The organism is Amycolatopsis sp. NPDC102522 (genome assembly GCF_055584485.1).
Map to the genome: position 1 here is coordinate 53,231 of NZ_JBVJLY010000022.1, position 20,863 is coordinate 74,093.

Genomic DNA, 20,863 nt, shown 5'->3' on the forward strand with positions numbered 1-20,863 from the left:
AGGGAGAGTTGATCTCTCTGCCTTCGTCATTTCAGTCCGCAGTGGACGGACAAACCCCCGATGGAAGTAGTGCCTCTCGATGTGACCTGCGTCGAACATGTTCGCTCCGAACTTGTTCGTCACGAACATGTTCGTTATGGTTGGCGTATGGCACCCGAGAAGAGCCGCCGGGAACGACCGGCCAAACCCGCGCTGACCCGTGACGGCATCGTCGCCGCCGCTGTCGGGATCCTGCGCGAGGAAGGCCTGCGGAAGGTCACGATGCGCCGGCTGGCGCAGGAACTCGACACCGGCGCGGCCTCGCTCTACGTGTACGTCCGCAACACCGCCGAGCTGCACGCGGCGATCCTGGACGAACTCCTCGGCACAATCCCCGTGCCACCGTCCGAGGGCGGCTGGCGTGACCGGCTCGAACGGCTGCTCACGGCCTACACCTCGATGCTGCTGGAGTACCCCGGGCTCGCCCTGTCCGCGCTGGTGGCCCGCCCGAGTGGCGAGAACTACCTGCGCCTGGTGGAAAACCTGCTCGTTCTCCTCGCCGAGGGCGACGTGCCACCCGAGCGGCGTGCGTGGGGGATCGACATCCTCCTGCAGCACGCGACGGCGACCGCGGCCGAGCACGCCGACCAGGAAGCACCGGACGACTGGGACGCGCTGGCCCGCGCCGTACGCGACGCCGACGAGACGACCCATCCGCAGATCGCGGCCCACGCGGCCGACCTGCTCACCGGACGGCCGGCACAGCGGATGTCGTGGGGATTGCGGGTGCTGATCACCGGGATCACGGACACCGCCGTACCACCCGAAAGGAATCCGACATGACCACACATCACCCCATCGCGATCGTCGGCGCCGGCCTCGGCGGACTCACCCTGGCCCGCGTCCTGCACGTCAACGGCGTCGAAGCCGCGGTCTTCGACCTCGACGCTTCACCTTCCGCCCGGGCGCAGGGCGGAATGCTCGACATCCACGAGGACTCCGGCCAGGAAGCACTCCGGGCCGCCGGGCTCCATGACGAGTTCCGCGCGCTCGTGCACCCGGGCGGCGAGGCCATGCGCATCCTCGACCAGCACGGCGTCGTGCACTTCGAGGAAGCAGACGACAGCGACGGCGATCGTCCCGAAGTCGCCCGCGGCCATCTGCGAGACCTGCTGCTGAGGTCGCTGCCCGAGGGCACCGTGCGCTGGGGCGCCAAGGTCACCGGCACCCGCGCGCTCGGCGGGGGCCGGCACGAAGTCACCCTGACAGACGGCACCGTGTACACCACGGACCTGCTGGTCGGCGCCGACGGCGCGTGGTCCAAGGTCCGGCCTCTGGTCTCCGACGCTCGACCGGTCTACGAGGGGATTTCCTTCGTCGAGTTGCACCTGCACGACGCCGCGAACCGCCACCCCGAGAGCGCCGCACTCGTCGGAGGCGGCATGTTCTTCGCCCTCGGCGCGGCCAAAGGCTTCCTGGCGCACCACGACAGCACCGGCAGCCTCCACGTCTACATCGCGCTGAAGACCGCCGAGGACTGGATCTCCACGATCGACTTCAGCGACACCGCCGCCGCGAAAGCCGCCGTGCTCGACCACTTCGGCGGCTGGGACGCGGCACTGCGGGCACTGATCCTCGACGCGGACGGCGACCTGACCCCACGGCTGATCCACGCGCTGCCGATCGGTCACCGCTGGGACCGCGTCCCCGGCGTCACCCTGCTCGGCGACGCCGCCCACCTGATGTCGCCGTTCGCCGGCGAGGGCGCCAACCTCGCGATGTTCGACGGCTCCGAACTCGGCCTGGCGCTCGCCGCCCACCCCGGCGACGTCGACGCCGCTCTCGGCGCGTACGAGAAGGCTCTTTTCCCGCGCAGCGAGGCCTCGGCGGCCGAATCCGCCGAAAACCTTGTCCTCTGCTTCGCCGAAGACTCCCCGAAGCCGCTGCTGGACCGCTTCGAGTCCTACCGCTGAGCCACCTCGGCCGGCTGGGAACGCCTGGCGTAGGCGCGGGCGGCGCGTGCCCGGTCACCGCATCGCACGGAACACCATTGACGCCGTCCGTTGCGCAGGAAGAACCGGGTGCACGGGGCCGATCCGCAGGCGGCGATCCGCTCGGCGTCCGGCCCGGTGAGCAGATCCGCGGCGTTGGCGGCCAGCGTCGCCAACGCGTGCTCGACGATCTGGGTGATCGGATGCGACGCGGTGCGGTAGAGCCCACGGACCGGGTCCCAGTGCAGCAGTTCCGCGGTGGGGGCCTTGCTCAGCGCGTCGTTGACGGCACTGAGAGCGCTCTGCGGAGCCGGCTCCGAGCAAGACCTCGAAGCGAGCAGGACCCGCACCTGCTCGCGCAGGGACCGGACCAGTCCCGCGCACATCTCGTGCAGACCGGCGTCGACCGGGGCGAGCCCCTGCGCGACGAGCCAGTCCGTCGCGGCGGCCGGGGTGCCGAGGAGATCGGTGAACTGGTTACCGGGCAGCGCGATCGTGGTGTTGGCGAGCGCCAGCGCGACGTACTGCCCATCGCCCGGCGCGGGCGGCAGGGCAGCGGCGTCAAGATCGGTGTCGTCCACGTTCTCATGGTAGGCGCCAGGTTCAACCATGAGAAAGACTCACGGAAACTATTGCACTCTTCCGTGAGAACTGGCTAACGTTGCTCACGGAAGAAAGACTACCTATCCGTGAGGTGAACGATGAACCAGCTCAGTGACCAGCTCTCCGTCCAGGTCTTCGGCGGCCCGACCGCGCTGATCGAGTACGGCGGCCTGCGGTTCCTGACCGACCCGACCTTCGATGAGCCCGGCCACTACGGGCGGCCCGACGGGAGACCCGGCCTGACCAAGACGGCACCGGCGTCGATCGATCCCGCGGACCTCGGCCGCATTGACGCCGTCCTGCTGTCCCACGACGAACACCCCGACAACCTCGACAACTCCGGCCGGAAACTGCTGGCCGACGTCCCGCTGACCCTCACTACGCCCAGCGGCGCCGGGCGGCTGGGCGGCACCTCGAAAGGGCTGGCGACCTGGGAACAGGTCGAACTGACCCGGCCGGACGGGGGAGCGGTGACCGTGACAGCCGCGCCCGCGCTGCACGGGCCGGAAGGTGCGGAGAAGGTCACCGGCGACGTCGTCGGCTTCGTGCTCACCGGCAAGGACCTGCCGACCGTCTACGTCAGCGGCGACAACGCCTCGCTCGATGTTGTCCGGCAGGTCGCCGACCGGTTCGGCCCTGTCGACGCCGCCGTACTCTTCGCCGGGGCCCCACGCCTGCAGCCGGTTTTCGACGGCGCGCTGCTCGTCCTCGACAGCGCCCTGGCCGCGGAGGCGACGCGGATTCTTGGCGCCCGCACGGTCGTCCCCGTGCATTTCGACAGCTGGGAGCACTTCACCGAAGGCCGCGAAGACCTGGTCACCGCGTTCTCCGCCGCCGGCCTGGCCGATCGGCTGCGACTGGGCTAACCGCGGCCGACCCCGTCGCGGAGCGCGATGAACAGCCTGTCGAGCCTCACGCGGTGGTCCATCACCACGGTGTCGAACGCGTCGCCGTCGATCAGGCAGCGCACGGTCTCGACCAGCACCGCGCTGTATCCGGCCACGAAGAACGCGGCGAACAGCGCCCCGTAGCCCTCGAAGGCCGGATCCCGATCCAGCTCCTCGGCCAGCGTCTGCCGGAGCTCGGACTCGATGGCCCTCGCACGCGCGACGAGCGCGGGCGACTCGGCGACCGTTCGGAAGAAGGTCAGCGAACTGTCGTTGACGCCGGAAAGCGGGTGCCGGGCGTCGAAGAGGTGAAGGCTCATGTCCCGCAAGGACGCCAGCACCTCGACGCCCGGCGCGCGGTCGCGGACGGCCGAGCGCACCAGCTCGACCGCGTCGGCCGCGCGGTCCAGGAAGAGGTCCTCCTTGCGCGGGAAGTGATTGAAGACCGTCACGCTCGAGAACCCCGCCTCACGCGCGATCTCGGCGACCGTGACGGCTTCGTACCCACGCTCGAAGAACATCCGGTTCGCGACTTCCAGGATCCGGGCACGCGTCCGGGGGCCACCGCGCTCACTGGTTCTGGGCATGAGCCCCACTTCCTTGTGTGACTTAATTTAGTTGGTTAACGTAGTGCTCGTCACGTGGTTTCGCAACAAGAGGGGCCAAGCATGAACGAGCGCACGTTCCCCGCTCCGTCCACGGTCAGCGAGCAGGCACAAGCCTGGCTCACGGCCACACGCGGCGAACTGACCTACCCGGCCTTCGAAGACACCGGCGCGTGGCTCGAGATGGTCGACCAGGCCAACCGGTCCACGGCCCGGCGGTTCCCGATCGCCGACCTGCCGGTCACCGTCGAAGACTTCGACGCGGACGGCGTCACCGTGTACGCCGCCAAGCCCCACGGGCTGGAAGAAAGGCCGGACGAGCCGCTCTTCCTCTGGATGCATCCCGGCGCGCTGCTGGTCGGCGGCGGGGACGCCTGCCGGGTGACCACCGGCAGGGCCGCGCTGTCCACGGGCATGCTCACCTGGGGCGTGGACTACCGGCTGCCGCCGCGGCACCCGTACCCGGCCGCCCTCGACGACGCGATCGCCGTGTACCGGCGCGCGCTGCGGGACCGCGATCCGTCGCGGATCTTCGTCGGCGGCGACTCCGCGGGCGGGAACATCGCCTCCGCTTTCCTGCTGCGCGCCAAGGACACCGGAATGCCGATGCCTGCCGCCCTGGTGCTCAACACCCCACAGGTGGACCTCGCCGAAGCGGGTGACACCTTCCAGACCCTCGCCGGAGTGGACAACGTCCTGCGCAGCCTTCGAGCGCCGAACGAGCTCTACGCGGCAGGCGCCGACCTGCGCGATCCGTATCTCTCCCCGGTCCTGGGTGACCTGACCGGCTTCCCGCCCACGTATCTCCGCAGCGGAACCCGCGATCTGTTCCTCTCCAACACCGTCCGCATGCACCGCGCCCTGCGCGCCGCGGGCGTGGAGGCCGAACTGCACGTGTTCGAGGCGATGACCCACGGAGGGTTCGGAGGAGACAGTCCGGAGGACCGGGAGGCCGTCGCCGAGCAGCGCCTGTTCCTCGCCCGGCACGGCGCGCGATAGCTACCGGCGCCGGGTGGCGCGCACGACCACGTCCTCGAGAGGGACCTCCCGGCCGCCATGAATCCGCCGGCACTCCTCCGCGGTGACGACGTTCCAGATCTTCTCGTCCAGCCGTGCCGTGATGGCCGCGGCGGTGACCGACGCTTCGGCAGGCGAAGAGTGGCCGTGGCCGTGATGGGTGTGGAGGTGCCCGACGATCAGCAGCGTGCCGCCGGGCGCCACCCAGTCCGCGATCCGGTCGTAGAACTCCAGCTGCGGTATCGCCGGATGCGCGTAGTGGGTCGTGACCAGGTCGAACTGTGTTTCCGGCGCCCAGCTTCCCAAGTCCGCCTCGACCCAGCTGACGCGCTCGGACGGGTCACGCTCGGCAGCGCGGGCCAGCACCGCCGACGAGATGTCGGCGGCGGTCACCCGCCACCCCTGTGAAGCGAGCCAGATCGCCTCGGCGCCCTCGCCGCAACCCGCGTCCAGCGCCGTGCCCGGCTCCAGCTCGCCGAGCTCACGGGCGAGATACGGATTCGGCGGGCTCCCGGCACCGCTCTGCCGCCAGTGCTCTTCCCAGTACTCCTTGTCGAACCCGTGCGTCATCAGTCGTTCCTCTCCGTTCTTCACAAACGATGATGACGATCACTGGGGCGAAGGGGCAAAACTTGGTGCCGAATGGCAAGTTGGAGGTATGGGCCGCACGCTCGACGCCGTCGGGCCGCCGCCTGAGTCGAGAAAGGAAGAAACACCATTCCCACCATCACGCCGCAGATTCCCACCCCGGACGGTCAGGCCGACGCCTTCGCCGCCTTCCCCGACGACGGCGGCAGCCATCCCGGCGTCCTCCTCTACCCGGATGCCTTCGGGCCACGCCCCGTTCTCTGGGAAATGGCCCGCGAACTGGCCGGACACGGGTACTACGTCCTCGTCCCCAACATCTTCTACCGGCACCGCCCGGCACCGGTGTTCGACCTTCCCGAGCACATCACCGCCGAAAACCGGTCCGGGCTGTTCAGCGAGATCATGCCCCTCATCCAGGCACACACCACCGAAAACACCCTGCGCGACGCCGAGGCCTACCTCGGCTTTCTCACCGCGCAACCCGAGGTGCGATCAGGACCGGTCGCCGCGATCGGCTACTGCATGGGCGCCGTCCTCGCGATGCGCACCGCGACCGCTCACCCGGATCAGGTGGCCGCCGTCGCCGGCTTCCACCCCGGCGCCCTGGTCACCGACGCACCCGACAGCCCGCACCGCCAGATCCCGAGCCTCACCGCGAAAGTCCACCTCGGCCTCGCCGAGGGCGACATGACACCCGAAGCCATCACCGAGATCAGCCAGGCTTTCGACGCCGCCGGTGTCAGCTACACCTGCGAGATCTACCCCGGCACCGTCCACGGCTACACCATGGCCGACACCGACGCCTTCGACGCCGCCGGATCGCAGCGCCACTGGGAGCGGCTGCTCGCCCTTCTCGACAACGTTCGCTCGTGAGTGGTGAGGACGGTTCTAACCGTCCTCACCACTCACGAGCGGGTAGCTAGAGCCGTTCCACCCACACGTTGCGGAACCTCGGGTTCTCCCCGGGGTCACCGTGATCCTGCAAGCGGATCGGGGCCGGTGACGGGTTCTCCGGCCGACCGGCCCCGGTCTTGCCGTCGATCGCCACGTCGTCGTGCACCAGTTTCCCGTTCCACCACAGGCTCACCCGCGCGTCGGCGATCTTGGTGCCGGCGCTGTCGTAGCGTGCCGCGCGGAACCTGATGTCGTAGGTCTGCCACGTGCCCGGCGCGGTGGCGGCGTTCACGTCCGGCGCCTTCTTCGTGTAGATCGCACCGGCGTCGTTCGCTTTCGGCGGGGTGACCCCGAAGGACTCCAGCACCTGGATCTCGTAGCGCTCCTGGAGGTAGACCCCGCTGTTGCCGCGGGCCTGCCCGGTCTGCTCCGGCGGATACTGCGGCTGGGACCACTCGGCGTGCATCCGGAAGTCGCCGAAGGTCGCCTTCGTGCGGATGTCCCCGCCGGAGGACTCCATCGAGCCGCCCGTCACCGGCCAGGTCGCCGGACCACCACCGGCCGACTCCCACGCGTCGAGGTTCTTCCCGTCGAACAGGATCGTCCGCTTGGCCGGGGTGACGGCGAGCTTGTCGAGGTTCACGTGCCCGCTGTCCTGGGCCTCGTAGACGAAGGCGATCGAGTTCGCCCCGGGCCGCAGCACCGCCGACTCGACATGGGTCGCCCACTGGTTCCACGCGCCTGTGCTCGCGAGCCAGATCTGCTTCTGTTTCTTGCCGTTGACGTACAGGCTCATCGACTTGCTCACCGGATCCGGGCTGGGGTTCGGCCCGTTCGCATACCGCAGGGCGAGATCGTGGCGGCCGCCCTTGGCGACATCGACGGCGAAAGTCGTGCTCGAACCGGGCTCCCAGTTGCGATCGACGAACCCGGTACCCGAGTAGCCGCTGTGGTTCGTGTTGAACCCGGTGCCACCGGCCAGCTTGGCCGACTCCGCCTCGTACTCGGGCGGCGGGACCGAACCGTCCGGCAGCTTGTTCATCGTGTACCACGCCTCGGTGCTCCACAGCTCCGCACCGGATTCCGCGGCGAAGGGGCGAGGGGAGTGCAGGTGCACCACGCGGCCCGGCTTGAGGCCGTCCACCTTCAAAGTCACCTTCTTGAGGTCCGCGGACAGCGCCGCCGAGGACACCTTCAAGGTCTCCTCGCCCACCTTCGGACCGCCGTACTGCGGTGTCGCCACGTACCGCCACTGGGCCGCCTTGTACTTCGACGCCAGATCGAGCGCGGTCTTCTCGGACAGCGGTTGCGTGTACTCGATCTCGAACCCGCCACCGATCGCCCGCACGGCCCGCATGTCGAACGCGTCGTCGCCGGTCGGGGACAGCTTCTGCAGGCCGAACTTGAGCTTGCCTTCCTGTCCCCAGTTGCCCTGCCAGCCGATGCCGCCGGTGTAGATCGCACCGTCCGGGCCGAGGCTGATGCGGCTGACCCCCGATTCGAGTCCCTGCGTCATCCGGAACACCGCGCCCTGGTACTCACCGCCGACCTTTTCCAGGTACGCGCGCTGCAGGCCTCCGTAGGTCACGTCCCCGAACACCATCTGCCCGGCGAACACCCCACTGGGCAGGACCAGGGGATTGCTCGGCGAGTTCGAAATCTCGCCGTGCGGCAGCCACAGCACCGGCTCCGTCACCGGCCGGTCGTCGTACGGGCCGTCGGGATTGGTGTGGTGATTGAAGAAGCGGCCGGGCTTGATCCGCACCAGCTTCGAGGTCGGCACGTACGAGCCCTGGTTGTCGGTGACGAAGACGTCGCCTTCCGGACCCCACCCGAGGCCGTTCGGTGTCCGCAGCCCACCGGCCACATAGGACACCTTGCCGGTGGTCTTCTCGATCTTGAGCGTGGATCCCCGGCTGGCCACGGGCTGCGGATCCGCGGTCGCGCCACCGGGGATCATCGCGATGCCCGTCGTGACATAGAAGAACCCGTCGCGGTAGAGCAGGCCGAACGCGAACTCGTGATAGTTGCCGCCGAACGGCCAGGTCGCGATCTTGCGCTTCTCGTCGGCGACCTCGTCACCGGTGGTGTCGACGAGCGCGGTCAGCTGGTGCTTCTCGGACACGTAGATGGTGCCGTCGACGTACTTGAGGCCCATCGGCTCCCGCAGATTCCCGGCGATCTTCTTCATGGTCACCCGGGACGGGTCGGTGGCGCCGGTGACCCCGTCGATCAGATACACCTCACCGAGCACCGTTTCCCGGCCACCGCCCCAGGTGGAGACGGCCAGCCTGCCGTCGGGCAGCCAGTCCATCCCGGTCACCTGCGGCTCGAAGCCCTTGGGGCGCAACTCCGTCAGCGTGTAGTTCGGATGGACCCCGGTCAGCGGCAGGCCGTCACCGGGAGACTCGTTCACGCCTTCGCACAGCTTGCGACCGGGGGAAGTGACCCGCGTGACCTCCGCGTCGGTGCTCAACGCCGAAGTCGGGACGAGGGCGAAACCACTCGCTCCCGGTGGTTTCCACTCGAGTTTGAGCCGCTGGTCGTAGTCCGCGTCGAAGTGGTCGATGCGCAGCGGCTGATCACCGGCGCTCAGCTGGATCGAGCCGTCCTTCGGTGTCGCCCCGTGCTTGCCGCCGTGGTCGATCACCTGCGTGCCGCCGATCAGCAGCCGGGCGCCGTCGTCGCTGGTGAGCCGGAAGTCGTACTGGCCCGCGGTGCCGATCTTGAGGTAGCCGGTGACCTCGGTGACGAACCGGTCGGCGAACCCGAAATGTTCGGTGGTGGACCAGTCGATGGTCGGCATGAGCTTGTCGACGTTGGGTGTCTGGCTCGGTTTGAGGGTGCAGTACTTGTCCAGAGGCACCTGTATGTCGAACACGCGCATCGTGACACCCGGTTCCTGCGGTGGGATGTCGGGCTGCGCGGCGGCCGGGGCCGGGAACCCGACGGCCAAGACCACGGTGAGCAGGGCGACGGGCAGCCGCATGGGCTCCTCCTCGGCAGGGGCGCGGTTCCTGGCTCCGCTGCGCAACAACCGCGTCACACCAAGCTAGCGAACTTGTGCACGAAGTCAACGAAAGATGGTTGAAATTTTGCGAAAGTGTTCGATCTTGTGCGATTGGGCAGGCCGCGACCTCGGCTTGCGGTCGCCAACCTGGGGCAAATGCGATTGACGATCTTTCTCCGCGTTCGCCATCCCTTCCCGGTCGTGCGTCCATCGGGTATCCAAGGTCATCTGTGCAGCTCGGAGCCTCCTTTGTGGCAGACTTCGTCACTTATCGGCTAATTGCCCTGGTAACTTGTTTGCCCTGAAAAAGAATCAATTAACGGCGGCGTATTACTTGCGTCGACCCGGTCGATCCCGGTTGGTGTAGCGGCAGCACGACGGACTTTGAATCCGTTCGCCCAGGTTCGAATCCTGGACCGGGAGCAGCATCTCGACACCGACAAATATTTTTGTCTTGACACTTCTGATTGTCGGCGAGAGAGTGGACCCAGGCCGGAGCGGTACCGGCGCGAAAGCACACACTGGGAGACACCTGATGCGGAAGTTGATTCTGGGCTTTTACGTCTCGCTCGACGGCAAGAGCGCCGACGGGGACAACGGGATCCGGGACGTCATGATGAACATCGACGACCCCGAGCAGGAGGAGTACTTCGTCAGCCGGCTTTGGGACGCTGGGGCTTTCCTCATGGGCCGCAACACCTACGAGGCCATGGCCGGCTTCTGGCCCACCTCCGATCACCCATCCGCCAAGGCCATGAACGAGATCCCCAAGGTCGTGTTCTCCCGAACCCTGAAGTCCGCTGACGACTGGCCTGAGACCCGGATCGCCGCCGGTGACACGGCGGAGGAGATCGCCAAGCTCAAGGCCGAACCCGGCAAGGACCTCGTCGCCGCCGGCGGTACCGAGTTCCTGCACTCCCTGATCAAGCTCGGCGTGGTCGACGAGTACCGGCTGTGGGTGCTTCCCGCCGCCACCGGCAAGGGCGCGCCGCTGTTCCCCGAGCTGGATCAGCCCTTGAACCTGCGCTTGGTGAAAAGCACGGCCTTCCCGTCCGGGGTCCTCGAGCTGGTGTACACGGTGGCCGGCGAGTAAGAGCCGACGCGGGGCGAGCCTGTCGTGCCATATTCGGCCATATGACTGCCACTCCCGAAGCCGCGGAAAACGACTACGACAGCTTCGCCGAGGCGTACGCGGCCGAGAACGAGACCAGCCTCAACAACGCCTATTACACCCAACCCGCGATCGTGAACCTGGCCGGTGACGTGTCCGGCAGGCGGATCCTCGACGCGGGCTGTGGGTCGGGCCCCCTGTTCGAGGCGCTGCGCGACCGAGGCGCGATCGTGACCGGCTTCGACTCCAGCGTCAAAATGGTGGAGCTGGCCCGGAAGCGGCTCGGCGCCGACGCGGCCCTGCAGGTCGCCGACATGGGCAGTCCGCTGCCGTTTCCCGACGGCGCGTTCGACGACGTCATCTCGGCCCTGGTGCTGCACTACCTGGAGGACTGGGCGGCGCCGCTCGCCGAGATCCGGCGTGTGCTGAAACCCGGCGGACGGCTGATCATGGCCGTCAACCACCCGATCATCTACAAGCTGCTCTACCCCGAGGCCGACTACTTCAAGACGATCAAGTGGTCCGACGAGTACACCTTCGCCGGCCAGAAGGCCGTGCTGACGTACTGGCACCGGCCGCTGCACGCGATGACCGACGCCTTCACCGCCGCCGGCTTCCGGACCGCCGTCGTCAGCGAGCCCCCTCCGGCACCGGCCGCCTACGAACGGTTCCCCGACGAGCTCGCGGGCAAGACGGCCTTCCTGAGCTTCCTGTTCTTCGTCCTCGAAGCCGTCTGACCAGGGCTCGTGAGTGGTGAGGACGGTTAGGGCCAAGGTGTCTCAGGCCCGGTCCGTGAAGGCCCCCTTCATTGCGCTAGGCGCAATGAAGGGGGCCTTCACGTACTTGGCAGGGGCGACCAAGGTGCCGCACCGTGCGGGGGCCCAGGACCTCGTGAGCGGTAACGACGGTTAGAACCGTCCGTACCACTCACGAGGGGTTACTTCAGGTGCCGGGCGAAGAACCGGTTTCCGGCGTCCCCTTCGAACTGCGGGACGCCGGTGTGCCCGCCCATGTTGGCGTGCAGCGTCTTCTCCTTGGAGCCGAAGGCGTCGAACAGATCCAGGGCCAGCTGCCGGTCGTTTCCTTCGTCGTCCCACTGCAGCAGGACATGCAGCGGAATGGTGATCTTCCGAGCCTCGGCGAACATGCTCCGGGGCACGTAGCTCCCGGCGAACAGAAGCGCGGCAGCGATACGCGGCTCGACCACCGCCATCCGGACGCCGATGGCGGTCACCCCGCCCGCGATCCCGACCGGGCCGCCGATCTCCGGCAGTGACTGAAGAGCGTCCACGGTGGCCCGCCATTCCGGGACCGCCTGTTCCACCAGCGGGAGCACGAGGCGGTCGACGATCTCGTCGCTGACCGGCTCGCCCGCCTTCACCGCCCGCCGCAGATCGGCGCGGGCCTCGTCGACGCCGGCCAAACGCGGCCTGTCTCCGGCGCCGGGGAGCTCGATGGACGCGGCGGCATAGCCCTCCTCCACGGTGCCGAGGGCCCGTGCCGCCAGCCGGGGGTGCATCTTGCCCAGTCCGCCGGGGTGCCCGAGCAGGATCAGCGGGACCGGCGCGGTGGTGGATCCGGACGTCCACAGGGTGCCGGGGATCTCGCCGAGAAGGAACTCACGCTCGAGGACATCGTCGTCGAGGCGCCGTTCGGAAGTGAAGTGCATGGTCGTGCCTTTCGGGAGTGCTCATAGATGGCGCTCCCGGACGACCTATCGCCCGACCGTGACCCCAGAGGGGAGCACCCATGTCATCGTCAGGTTCACGGGTACCACCTCCTCGGTCTGTCGCACGGTCCCCGGAAAGCTAGCAGCGGCCACCACGGTCCGCCAACAGGTTTTCCAAGGGCTATCTGACCAGGCAAAACGTCCTCAGATCGCCGCTGAGCGCCGAAACCGGTCCTCCTGGTGTCCCACAGACACACGAACACAAGAAAGGGATCGTGGCCACCAAGCGGAGGATCATCCGTCACAGATTCCTTATCGCAGGTCTACTTGAGTACATCATATGAGCCAACAATGGACAATCGAATTCGCGCCGACGTCACTCGGTGGTCACCGTTACGAAAATAGGATTTGCGCAGAGCGCCGTGCAGGGTTCGGCCATTTGTCAACAGTGCGGCATGAACTCACTTGACCAACCGGTGCGGAATATTGGCAATTCTATACGCGTCGTCCGGTGCCTCGCCCGCCGCGCGAAATTGATCGAGACAGTTGCGGATCCCGTTTGCCGAGATAGTCCCGAATGAACCTGCCGCCCGTACCTGTCTCCCCGATGGGCCTAAAGACCCTGTCCCGGCTTGTTTTTCCCGGTTACGATGGAAGATCGATCGACGCGGCGAGAACCCATGTTTCCGTAAGTGGATGAGTTGACCGAAGCCTCGGAGGTGAGAAACTCAACATGGCCGATGCGCGCATATTCGATCAAGGTTCGAGACCGAGAATTTTCATCAATTGGCAGTCATTTGTCGCGCAAGGCATCGATCCCGCCTGGCAAGGCCCCTTCACGGACTGCGTGATCAACGCTTACACCCGTTGGATGACGATGGCCGGTGTCGACCTACGCCCGCAGTTCTGGGGTTACACCACGGCTACCTCGGCTAATCCCGGCGAACTTGTCATCCAGATGGACCCCGCCTTCGGCGGTGGCCCAGTCCCGCGGCTGGCTTCGACATTCAGCTCCGTCGGCGGCAACACCTCGACCACGATCTTCCATCGGCGCAACGCGGTCGATCTGACGCCCTGGAACTTCGTGCCCCACAACGCGATGCCCGGTCAGATCGACATGCAGGGTGTTTTCATGCATGAACTCGGGCACGCCATGGGGCTTCTGGACCACAGCGCGTCGGGCAACGACACCATGTTCGGCGGGTACAGCTACCAGTCGACCCGTTATGGACCTTGGGAAGGGGATGTGGCTCGGCTCAAGACGCTCTACGCCGATTTCAACGCCAATCGCCTTCGTGAGCTCCGCTCGGGTGATGGCGCGGCGACCTGGGCCGCAGTACCCAACGAGCTCACCGCACTCAACAACTCGCAGGCCAGAACCACCCAGAGTCCCGGTGCGGTCGGAGTCAGAGCGTCCGGCCTTTACAATCTCGGCTGGAGCCACGCCAACCGCATTCCTACCTGGCTGCGGACGGACGGGGACAAGTTCCTCACCCGGTTGTGGTTCTACTTCGGAGGCGAGCGGTCGATCCACGGACCCGCGTATGCCAGTGACGATCGCGGCACACTGCTGTGGGCTTGGGTCCAGAACGACGACAACGCGACGATCAAGGTCGTTCGTTCGACAAACCGGGGACTCGGCTGGGATCTCATGAATCCCCCCGTCGGCGCTCAGTCTTGCGGCACTCCCGGTCTGGCCTGGACCCGGGTCGCCGGCGTGTCGACCTGGATCCTTGTCTGGCCGCATTTCGATCGGACCAGCCAGACGACCACCGGCTATGTCCGCGCCAGCCTGTCCACCAACGACGGCTGGACGTGGAGTCCGCCGATTTTCCTCAATCAAGCCACGAAGACGGCATCGGGTGTCGCCGTCGCGGCCGACGGCGCCAACCGTGTTCTGGTCGCCTTCGCTTTCGCCAACCACCTGGCGCCGACGAACCTGAACGACATCGTCGTCCTGCGTTGCACCATCAACGCCGGGCAGCTGCAAAGCGTGGCGACCGACTGGACAGCCGAACGCACCCGCATCCAGCCCGCGCTCGTGCGGGACGGAGGACATGGACGCTTCACCATGGCTTGGCGTGAGCAGAACGGTGCTACGACCCTCGCGACGATGGTCTCTCCGGATGGTTCGCCCGGCTGGACCGGGAAGGTGAACCTGTTCGGCAATCCGAGCCACACGGGACCCGCGCTCGCGAGCGTTCCTGAATACAACGAAGCGGCGTTGTGGTTCGCCTACGAAGGACCCTGATTTCGCTAGGGGGCTGGCATGGCCATGGATTACGACATCATTCCCAACCTGGTCGATCGGGTGCTGACAGCAGACCTCATCGCCGTCAGTGTCAACGCGCGTCTCATTGACCTGCGGCCCGACCGGACCGAGGGGACGACCCGAGTCGTCGGACTGTTCGAGGTAGATGTCGACGAGGTACTCAAAGGCGATCGGCCCGAGCGCCTGCTGGTGCGTGTTCTCGGCGAGGGCAGGGACGAAAGGGCGCGCTGGCTTGTACCGCTTGGCCGGAGCTCGGTTCTCCTGCTGCTTGCCAAGGACGTTCAGCCCGATCAGCCGAACGAGCTGTACAGCCTGGTCTTCGGTAGTGGATACCCCGTCGTGGGGGAGAACGTCGATTTTCCGCTGGAGATCATCGACGATCGCGTCCAAGAGCTGCTGGACATGCAAGACGGCCGCGCACCGATTGACGGACTGCGGCGCCTCGTCGTAGCCGTCGTCGGGCAACAACTGGAACGCGGCCGGCAACTCGAAGACATGCAGCCACCGGACGTTCGGCACCGGTCGTACACCGAAGTCCACGAGGTGCCCATGCGAGTCGACGAAGCCCCTTCAGGCTTCGCGGCACCCCTGTCGCAAGCCCGACCTGGCGAGATCGGGCGCCCGTCGGAGGCTGACGGCGATTGACCGGGAGAACGCGTACTCGAATTCCGCTCTTTGTTCTTGATCTTGGCGGTGGGCTTGTTCGGAGCGACGGAGGTCGGGGATGGCCGCGCCGTACAATCGCGGTGAGGGCGAAGCGCCAGGCCGAGATTCCGGCACCGGTGTGTGGGAGGGCCAGGATGTTCGGTTCGAAGAAGAAGCTCACCGATATGATGGCGCAGCTCAGGCCCGACTTGAGTCGGGAATCGCTCGGCGTCGGGCCCACCTTCCCGGGCGTCGCCCCGAACCCGCTCTTGAGCAGTGATGCACGCAAGCGCACTGCGGAACTGCGTACGGGGGCGCTTGCGCTCGGCGTTCTCGTCGATTGGCGGGAGGTCAACAGCAATCCACGCGTGGTCTTGATGTTCGACGTGGAGACCGCCGGCGGTATCTCGTTCCGCGGTGTCGCAGACGAAGACCTCACGATCACCGAGCTCACCCGGCTCGCCCCAGGACAGACGTTGCCCGTGCGCTACCGGCCGGCCGTCATGGACCATTACGTCGCCCTTGCCCGGGACGCGGACCCTGCCCACGTGCAGCGGCTCTCTGACGAGATCGCGAGCCGCAAGCGGACCTGACCGAGGCTACCTCTGGTCACGCTGATCACTCCACTCCTAGCCGGAGCGGGTAGACCGCAAACGCCGCGGCTCACGCGGCGGCAGGCCCATCGGGCTCGACGCCCACGATTACAAGAACCGCAACGTGATCGAACGCCGGTTCTGCCACGCCACGCAATGGCGCGGCCTCGCCACCCGATACGACACAGGTTTTGTCGGCCAGATCCTAGCCGCCTGACCAGGCAAAACGCTCTCAGATCGCCGCTGAGCGCCGAAACCGTCCTTCCTGGTGTGATTCCCCACCCTCATCGCGCTTCCGGTGCGCGTTTTCGCGGCCCGAGATGGCCGACTTCAGCCTTCCTGATCCGTTCGTCGAACGATACTCAGTTATAAGGGGCATTATCACTGGGCGTATCTCTCCAATAGGTTTCGCGCCAGCGAGACGTGTAACTAGTTAAGCGTAACGCGTAAGCGATACCGAAGTGGCTTTTTACCTGGTTAAATCCAGCCATTCCCCGATGGGCAGCACGTGCGCGCGGCGTCCGGCGTGGGTGCGGAACTCGGCCTCCGGGTCGAGGACCTCGACGTAGCCGGCGACCTTGTCCGGCTGCTCCGCCTCGTAGTGCATGGGCACCGCGTACCGGGTGCCGAGGATCGCCGCGGCCGCGGCTGCCTGCCTCGGGTCCATCGCGGCGGGGAGTGGGCTCGGTGGCTGAAGGTGCGGCGCGTCGACCACCGCGCCGTTGGCGGGCAGGAACACCGCGTCGAACGGGCCGAACCGGCGGGCGATGAGCCACCAGTAGCCGTGGAACATCGTGTCGCCGCCATGGAAGACCCGTTGCCCGTCGGCTTGCACCACCCAGTTCAGCTGCGGGTCGCCCAGTCCGTCGACGGCGGGGACTGCGGTGACTTGGAACGGTCCGACCTCGCGGGTGGACCAGGCGTCCACGGCCTCGGCAGCCAGCCGGTGCAGGGTCAGTTCGCGCTCGGCGGGCAGTGTCGTCACGTTGTCCACGTCGTCGCCGTAGCCGGGTGCCGGTCGCAGTACCGGCGCGCCGGGTGTGAGCACGTCCGCGAGCGCGGCCGCGTCCGTGTGGTCCCGGTGCAGGTGGGTGACCAGCGCGGCGGAGACGTTCCCGCTCGGCGTTGCCAGTCCGTCGCCGGGTTTCCAGCCTGTGAACAGGGGAGACAGGTCCTGCACGTAGTCGATCACCAGTCGTTCGTCGGCCGCTTCGATCTCCAGTCCGGCCCAGCCCAGTCGTCGTACCCGCATCTCGCACTCCTTCGTCTCGGTGAAGTGCCGCGAAAGTTAGCGTACGGGCGTTCGCTAAATCAATAGCGAACGGCCGTACGCTATTCTTGTCACATGTCACCTCGACGCTCAGCGGCCGAAGCGCAGGCCACCAAGGGCCGGATCCTCGGCCGCGCCGCCGAGATCGCTTCCGAGGAGGGGCTGGACGGCATCACCATCGGCCGGCTCGCGGAGGAGCTGGAGATGAGCAAGTCCGGGGTGCACAAGCACTTCGGGACGAAGGAGACGCTGCAGATCTCCACGCTGGACAAGGCGTTCGTGGACTTCTGGCATCGGGTGGTCGAGCCGGCGCTGGCCGAGCCGCCGGGGCTGCGACGGCTGCGCGTGGTGTGCGCCAACTCCGTGGGCTACCTGGAAGCGCCGCTGCTGCCCGGTGGCTGCCTGATGACCGCCGCGCTCACGGAGTACGACGGCCGTCCGGGCAGGGTCCGCGACGCGGTGGCCGAGGTGTGGTCACGCTGGCGCGGACAACTGCGGGCGGATCTGGCCGCGGCGGTGGAGAACGGTGAGCTTCCCGCCGGGTTCGACATCGACCAGGCGCTGTTCGAGATCGTCGCCGCCGGGCTGGCGTTGAACGCGGCCATGCAGCTCCAGCACGACCTGTCAGCCGCGGGCCGGGCTCGCCGCGCGATCGAACGGGCCCTGGACCAGCTGTGACCGGGGCCGCGCCGGGTTCTTGCGGTGGCCACACGACGTCACCGATCACGGGGATCGCCGACGGGCCGGCTCAGGACAGCATGCCGCCGTCCACCCGCAGGACAGTGCCGGTCACGTAGGAGGCGCGGTCACTCAGAAGCCACGCGGCGGCCTGGGCGACCTCCTCAGGCTCGGCCACGCGCCCCAGCGGGGTCCGGGCGTTGAGCTGTTCGAGGATGCCCGGCGAGCTCTCCATCCACTCGCTGAACATCTCGGTCATCGTCGTACCGGGGGCGACACCGTTGATCCGGATCCCTTCCGGCCCGTAAGTGACGGCCGCCGAGGCGGTGAGGCTGTTGACGCCTCGCTTCATCGCGCCGTACGCGGGGAGGTCCGGGTTGGCCATCAGGCTGCCGACGCTGCTGTTGTTGACGATGGCGCCGGTTCCCGCGGTGGCCCGGATCGCCTCGATCTCGGCGAGCATCGACAGCCACGGGCCCTTGAGGTTCACCGCGTAGATGCGGTCGAAATCGGCCTCGGTCACCTGGTCCATCGGGCCGGGTGGCACGTTCGTCGCACCGTTGTTGAACGCGACGTCGAGCCTGCCGTGCAGTTCCACGGTCCGGCCGACGGCTTCGCGGATACTCGCCGCGTCGCCGAGGTCGCACACCACGTGGTCCGCGATGCCGCCCTCGGCGCGGATCTCCTCGGCCACCGTCTTCAGCTGGGATTCGGTGCGGGCGGCGAGCACGACGCGGGCGCCTTCCCTGGCGAACAGCCGTGCGGCGGCGGCTCCGATACCGCGGCCGGCACCGGTGACGAAGGCGACCTTGCCGTCCAGCAGGCCCGAAACAGTCGTTGTGTTGGTCATGGCACCGAGACTTCACCCGCCGCCGGCGCCTATCCAGGCACCGGCGGTACCTGGCTGGCGTCCCGGCATCGTCCACACTGGAGTGGTGGACAGACGACAACTGGCGGACTTCCTGCGCAGCAGGCGCGAGCGGATCACCCCCGCCGACGTCGGCCTTCCCGCCGGGCCGCGGCGCCGTACCCCGGGGTTGCGGCGCGAGGAGGTGGCGCAGCTGGCGTTCATCTCGACCGAGTACTACACGCGGTTGGAGCAGGCCCGCGGTCCCCGGCCCTCTCGTGAGGTGCTGGCGGGGCTGACCAGGGCGCTGCGGCTGTCCGATGTGGAACGCGAGCACCTGCACCACCTCGCCGGTGCTCCGCCGGGACCGCCGCCCGGGCCGTCGCGGGAGGTCCGGCCGAGCATTCTCGCGCTGTTGCGGCGCCTGCCGCAGGCGGCGGCGATCGTGCTGTCCGCGACCTACGAGGTGCTCGCCTGGAACGACCTCGCCGCCGCTCTGATGGAGGACTTCTCCGCGCTGCCACGGCGTGACCGCAACCTCGTTCGCCGTGCGTTCCTCGGGCCGCGGCCCGACGGCAGGCGGCTGTACGGGGTGTCCGACGTCGAGGAGTTCTCCGCGAGCGCGGTCCGGAATCTCCGCGCCACCGCCGGCCGCTATCCCGACGATCCCGAGCTCACCGGGCTGATCCGTGAACTTCTCGACGGCAGCGAGGAATTCGCCCGGCTGTGGGCCGCGCACGACGTCTGCGCCGCGCCGACGCTGTGCAAGACGTTCCGGCATCCGGTGGTCGGCCCGGTCAGCGTGAACTGCGACGTCCTCGACATCAGCGACCGCGACCAGCAGGTCGTGATCTATACCGCCGACCCCGGCAGCGCCTCGGAGAACGCACTGCGGTTGCTATCGGTCGTCGGGACGCAGCGGATGGACGCTCCGCTCTGAGCGCTTTGTAGGTTCCCTCGATACCAGTGGATCGATCCGCAGGGCGATCGCCAGAGCGAAGCGTCCCGCCGGATCGTCGATCGTGTCGCCGAAAAGCGTTCGCAGCTGCCGGATCCGGTAGCGGACGGTCTGGACGTGGACGTGCAGTTCGTCGCCGATCGCCTGTGGCTGGTCGGGCCGCGCGAGCCACGCCGTGAGGGTCACGGTGAGCCGTTGTCTCGCCGGTTCCGGCAGCTCGGCCAGTGGCGCGAGGATGTCCGTCGAGAACTCGGAGGCGAGTTCGGGGTCGGCGGTCAGCAGCAGGTCGATGCGGTGGTCGGTGGTGTGGACGAGGGCGTCGCCGCCGAGGGCGCCGGTGCGGGTCAGCCGCCACAGCGCACTCGCGCGGCGGGCGCTGAGCGCGGCCGAGCGAAGCGGCACCACCGGGCCGACCCCGGCTTGCTCGTCGTCGAGCAGGTCGCGTAGCCGGCCGAGGTACCAGTCGAGCCTGTCGGCGGGCATGACCACGGCCGTGAGGTCGTGGTGGCGGCCGACCAGCACCCGTCCCGGCATCCGGTCCAGCAACCGTGGCACGACGTCGGCGCTGGTGACGGCGATGACGAGGCGGTCCGGCAGTGCCCACGTGGCCTGGCTCGCGGCGTCGTCGAGCACGTCCGGGGCGGCCGCCGGTTCGGCGAGCAGGAGGCCGAGGAGCCGGTCCCGCCGCGCTTGCCCGGCCCGCGCCGCCTGTGACCGCGCTTCGGCGTATCCGTCGGCGGCGGCGGCCGAGAGCTCCGCGATGAAGGCGAACAGGGCCTCGCCGAGTTCGACGATCGCCTGGGTCGGCAGGTCCACGGCCGGCGCCGCCGAGGTGAGCTGCCGCCAGACCCCCAGGGCCGCCGACTGGTAGAAACCGAGCATCTCCTCCAGGCTGCGGCCCGCGGTGTGCTGGGCCCGGCCCTGTGCCCGGTAGACCTCGCAGTCGGTGGTGATGTCGGGCTGGCCGATCTCGGTGAAGAAGGCGTCCAGTGCGACGTCGAGGGTGGTTTGGACGTTCGCGACCGTCCGGTCGTCCAGCGGTGTCCGCAGCCCGGCGCGGACCTGGTCCATCGCGGCGGACGCGATCGCGGCGGTGTCGGGCTCCAGCCGGGTCAGCACGGAGGCGTCCAGCCGGCGCCACGGCTGTGCCGACGCCTTCGTCATAGAGGCAACCTACAAAACTCCGATCAGGAACGCGCGCCTCCGTTCTAGTGGTTCACCCGCTCCCGGCGGACCCTGACCGGCA

General features: G+C 67.8%; 20 protein-coding genes and 1 tRNA gene. 13 read left to right on the forward strand and 8 right to left on the reverse strand.

Translation table 11 applies throughout. The features are described 5' to 3' along the window. The first annotated feature begins 147 nt into the window (after window positions 1–147). Together ACZ6YV_RS35170 and ACZ6YV_RS35175 are read left to right on the forward strand one after the other, a co-directional pair. Window positions 148–822, forward strand: coding sequence for a TetR/AcrR family transcriptional regulator (locus tag ACZ6YV_RS35170; RefSeq protein WP_465513714.1), 675 nt, complete (start codon window positions 148–150; stop codon window positions 820–822). Further along, entirely contained in the window at window positions 819–1,952 is a 1,134-nt protein-coding gene (locus tag ACZ6YV_RS35175) for an FAD-dependent oxidoreductase (protein WP_465513715.1), read from the forward strand. The genes ACZ6YV_RS35170 and ACZ6YV_RS35175 overlap by 4 nt, the downstream gene beginning before the upstream one ends. Here the strand turns inward: ACZ6YV_RS35175 and ACZ6YV_RS35180 are convergent. Then, window positions 1,943–2,581: a CGNR zinc finger domain-containing protein gene (locus ACZ6YV_RS35180; protein ID WP_465513716.1), complete on the reverse strand. Its 639-nt coding sequence runs from the start codon at window positions 2,579–2,581 to the stop codon at window positions 1,943–1,945. The two genes, ACZ6YV_RS35175 and ACZ6YV_RS35180, sit on opposite strands and share 10 nt — an antisense overlap. 90 nt (window positions 2,582–2,671) lie before the next feature. Here ACZ6YV_RS35180 and ACZ6YV_RS35185 point away from each other — a divergent pair, with 90 nt between their 5' ends. Next, on the forward strand, window positions 2,672–3,439 hold the full coding sequence (locus ACZ6YV_RS35185; RefSeq protein WP_465513717.1) for an MBL fold metallo-hydrolase: 768 nt from the start codon (window positions 2,672–2,674) through the stop codon (window positions 3,437–3,439). Here the strand turns inward: ACZ6YV_RS35185 and ACZ6YV_RS35190 are convergent. Beyond that, a complete protein-coding gene (locus ACZ6YV_RS35190) occupies window positions 3,436–4,047 on the reverse strand; it encodes a TetR/AcrR family transcriptional regulator (RefSeq protein ID WP_465513718.1) in 612 nt (203 codons plus the stop codon). The two genes, ACZ6YV_RS35185 and ACZ6YV_RS35190, sit on opposite strands and share 4 nt — an antisense overlap. An 81-nt stretch (window positions 4,048–4,128) precedes the next feature. Here ACZ6YV_RS35190 and ACZ6YV_RS35195 point away from each other — a divergent pair, with 81 nt between their 5' ends. Next, complete coding sequence (locus ACZ6YV_RS35195) at window positions 4,129–5,064, forward strand: alpha/beta hydrolase (protein ID WP_465513719.1); 936 nt, start codon at window positions 4,129–4,131, stop codon at window positions 5,062–5,064. On the opposite strand, the gene ACZ6YV_RS35200 is transcribed toward ACZ6YV_RS35195, so the two are convergent. Beyond that, window positions 5,065–5,652, reverse strand: coding sequence for a class I SAM-dependent methyltransferase (locus ACZ6YV_RS35200; protein WP_465513720.1), 588 nt, complete (start codon window positions 5,650–5,652; stop codon window positions 5,065–5,067). Window positions 5,653–5,799: 147 nt separating this feature from the next. Between ACZ6YV_RS35200 and ACZ6YV_RS35205 the strand changes: the two genes are divergently transcribed. Beyond that, window positions 5,800–6,543 (forward strand): dienelactone hydrolase family protein, encoded by a 744-nt coding sequence (locus ACZ6YV_RS35205; protein ID WP_465513797.1) that lies wholly within the window; start codon window positions 5,800–5,802, stop codon window positions 6,541–6,543. A 46-nt stretch (window positions 6,544–6,589) separates the two neighbouring features. On the opposite strand, the gene ACZ6YV_RS35210 is transcribed toward ACZ6YV_RS35205, so the two are convergent. After that, entirely contained in the window at window positions 6,590–9,553 is a 2,964-nt protein-coding gene (locus ACZ6YV_RS35210) for a 3-keto-alpha-glucoside-1,2-lyase-like domain-containing protein (protein ID WP_465513721.1), read from the reverse strand. Window positions 9,554–9,926: 373 nt separating this feature from the next. On the opposite strand from ACZ6YV_RS35210, the gene ACZ6YV_RS35215 reads away from it, so the two are divergent. The 3 genes from ACZ6YV_RS35215 (at window position 9,927) to ACZ6YV_RS35225 (ending at window position 11,422) form a co-directional block, all read left to right on the forward strand. Beyond that, a tRNA-Gln gene (locus ACZ6YV_RS35215) sits at window positions 9,927–9,997 on the forward strand. A gap of 112 nt (window positions 9,998–10,109) precedes the next feature. Next, complete coding sequence (locus ACZ6YV_RS35220; RefSeq protein WP_465513722.1) at window positions 10,110–10,667, forward strand: dihydrofolate reductase family protein; 558 nt, start codon at window positions 10,110–10,112, stop codon at window positions 10,665–10,667. A gap of 41 nt (window positions 10,668–10,708) precedes the next feature. Continuing rightward, a complete protein-coding gene (locus ACZ6YV_RS35225) occupies window positions 10,709–11,422 on the forward strand; it encodes a class I SAM-dependent methyltransferase (RefSeq protein ID WP_465513723.1) in 714 nt (237 codons plus the stop codon). 200 nt (window positions 11,423–11,622) lie between these two features. On the opposite strand, the gene ACZ6YV_RS35230 is transcribed toward ACZ6YV_RS35225, so the two are convergent. Beyond that, a complete protein-coding gene (locus ACZ6YV_RS35230; RefSeq protein WP_465513724.1) occupies window positions 11,623–12,354 on the reverse strand; it encodes a dienelactone hydrolase family protein in 732 nt (243 codons plus the stop codon). A gap of 733 nt (window positions 12,355–13,087) precedes the next feature. On the opposite strand from ACZ6YV_RS35230, the gene ACZ6YV_RS35235 reads away from it, so the two are divergent. The 3 genes from ACZ6YV_RS35235 to ACZ6YV_RS35245 all read left to right on the forward strand — a co-directional run bounded on the left by ACZ6YV_RS35235 (window position 13,088) and on the right by ACZ6YV_RS35245 (window position 15,864). After that, window positions 13,088–14,605 carry a matrixin family metalloprotease gene (locus tag ACZ6YV_RS35235; RefSeq protein ID WP_465513725.1) on the forward strand — a complete coding sequence of 506 codons (1,518 nt, stop codon included), beginning with the start codon at window positions 13,088–13,090 and terminating at the stop codon, window positions 14,603–14,605. A gap of 18 nt (window positions 14,606–14,623) precedes the next feature. Continuing rightward, on the forward strand, window positions 14,624–15,271 hold the full coding sequence (locus tag ACZ6YV_RS35240; protein WP_465513726.1) for a hypothetical protein: 648 nt from the start codon (window positions 14,624–14,626) through the stop codon (window positions 15,269–15,271). Between the two features lie 155 nt (window positions 15,272–15,426). Beyond that, the gene (locus tag ACZ6YV_RS35245; RefSeq protein WP_465513727.1) at window positions 15,427–15,864 is read left to right on the forward strand and encodes a hypothetical protein; all 438 of its coding nucleotides are present in this window, start codon (window positions 15,427–15,429) and stop codon (window positions 15,862–15,864) included. Between the two features lie 469 nt (window positions 15,865–16,333). On the opposite strand, the gene ACZ6YV_RS35250 is transcribed toward ACZ6YV_RS35245, so the two are convergent. Further along, window positions 16,334–17,116 (reverse strand): MBL fold metallo-hydrolase, encoded by a 783-nt coding sequence (locus ACZ6YV_RS35250; protein ID WP_465513728.1) that lies wholly within the window; start codon window positions 17,114–17,116, stop codon window positions 16,334–16,336. Between the two features lie 93 nt (window positions 17,117–17,209). On the opposite strand from ACZ6YV_RS35250, the gene ACZ6YV_RS35255 reads away from it, so the two are divergent. Continuing rightward, window positions 17,210–17,812 carry a TetR/AcrR family transcriptional regulator gene (locus ACZ6YV_RS35255; RefSeq protein WP_465513729.1) on the forward strand — a complete coding sequence of 201 codons (603 nt, stop codon included), beginning with the start codon at window positions 17,210–17,212 and terminating at the stop codon, window positions 17,810–17,812. A 70-nt stretch (window positions 17,813–17,882) separates the two neighbouring features. On the opposite strand, the gene ACZ6YV_RS35260 is transcribed toward ACZ6YV_RS35255, so the two are convergent. Then, on the reverse strand, window positions 17,883–18,662 hold the full coding sequence (locus tag ACZ6YV_RS35260; protein ID WP_465513730.1) for an SDR family NAD(P)-dependent oxidoreductase: 780 nt from the start codon (window positions 18,660–18,662) through the stop codon (window positions 17,883–17,885). An 85-nt stretch (window positions 18,663–18,747) separates the two neighbouring features. On the opposite strand from ACZ6YV_RS35260, the gene ACZ6YV_RS35265 reads away from it, so the two are divergent. Further along, on the forward strand, window positions 18,748–19,599 hold the full coding sequence (locus tag ACZ6YV_RS35265; protein WP_465513731.1) for a helix-turn-helix transcriptional regulator: 852 nt from the start codon (window positions 18,748–18,750) through the stop codon (window positions 19,597–19,599). Here ACZ6YV_RS35265 and ACZ6YV_RS35270 read toward each other — a convergent pair. Then, on the reverse strand, window positions 19,558–20,781 hold the full coding sequence (locus tag ACZ6YV_RS35270) for a PucR-like N-terminal domain-containing protein (RefSeq protein ID WP_465513732.1): 1,224 nt from the start codon (window positions 20,779–20,781) through the stop codon (window positions 19,558–19,560). The two genes, ACZ6YV_RS35265 and ACZ6YV_RS35270, sit on opposite strands and share 42 nt — an antisense overlap. Window positions 20,782–20,863 lie beyond the last annotated feature (82 nt).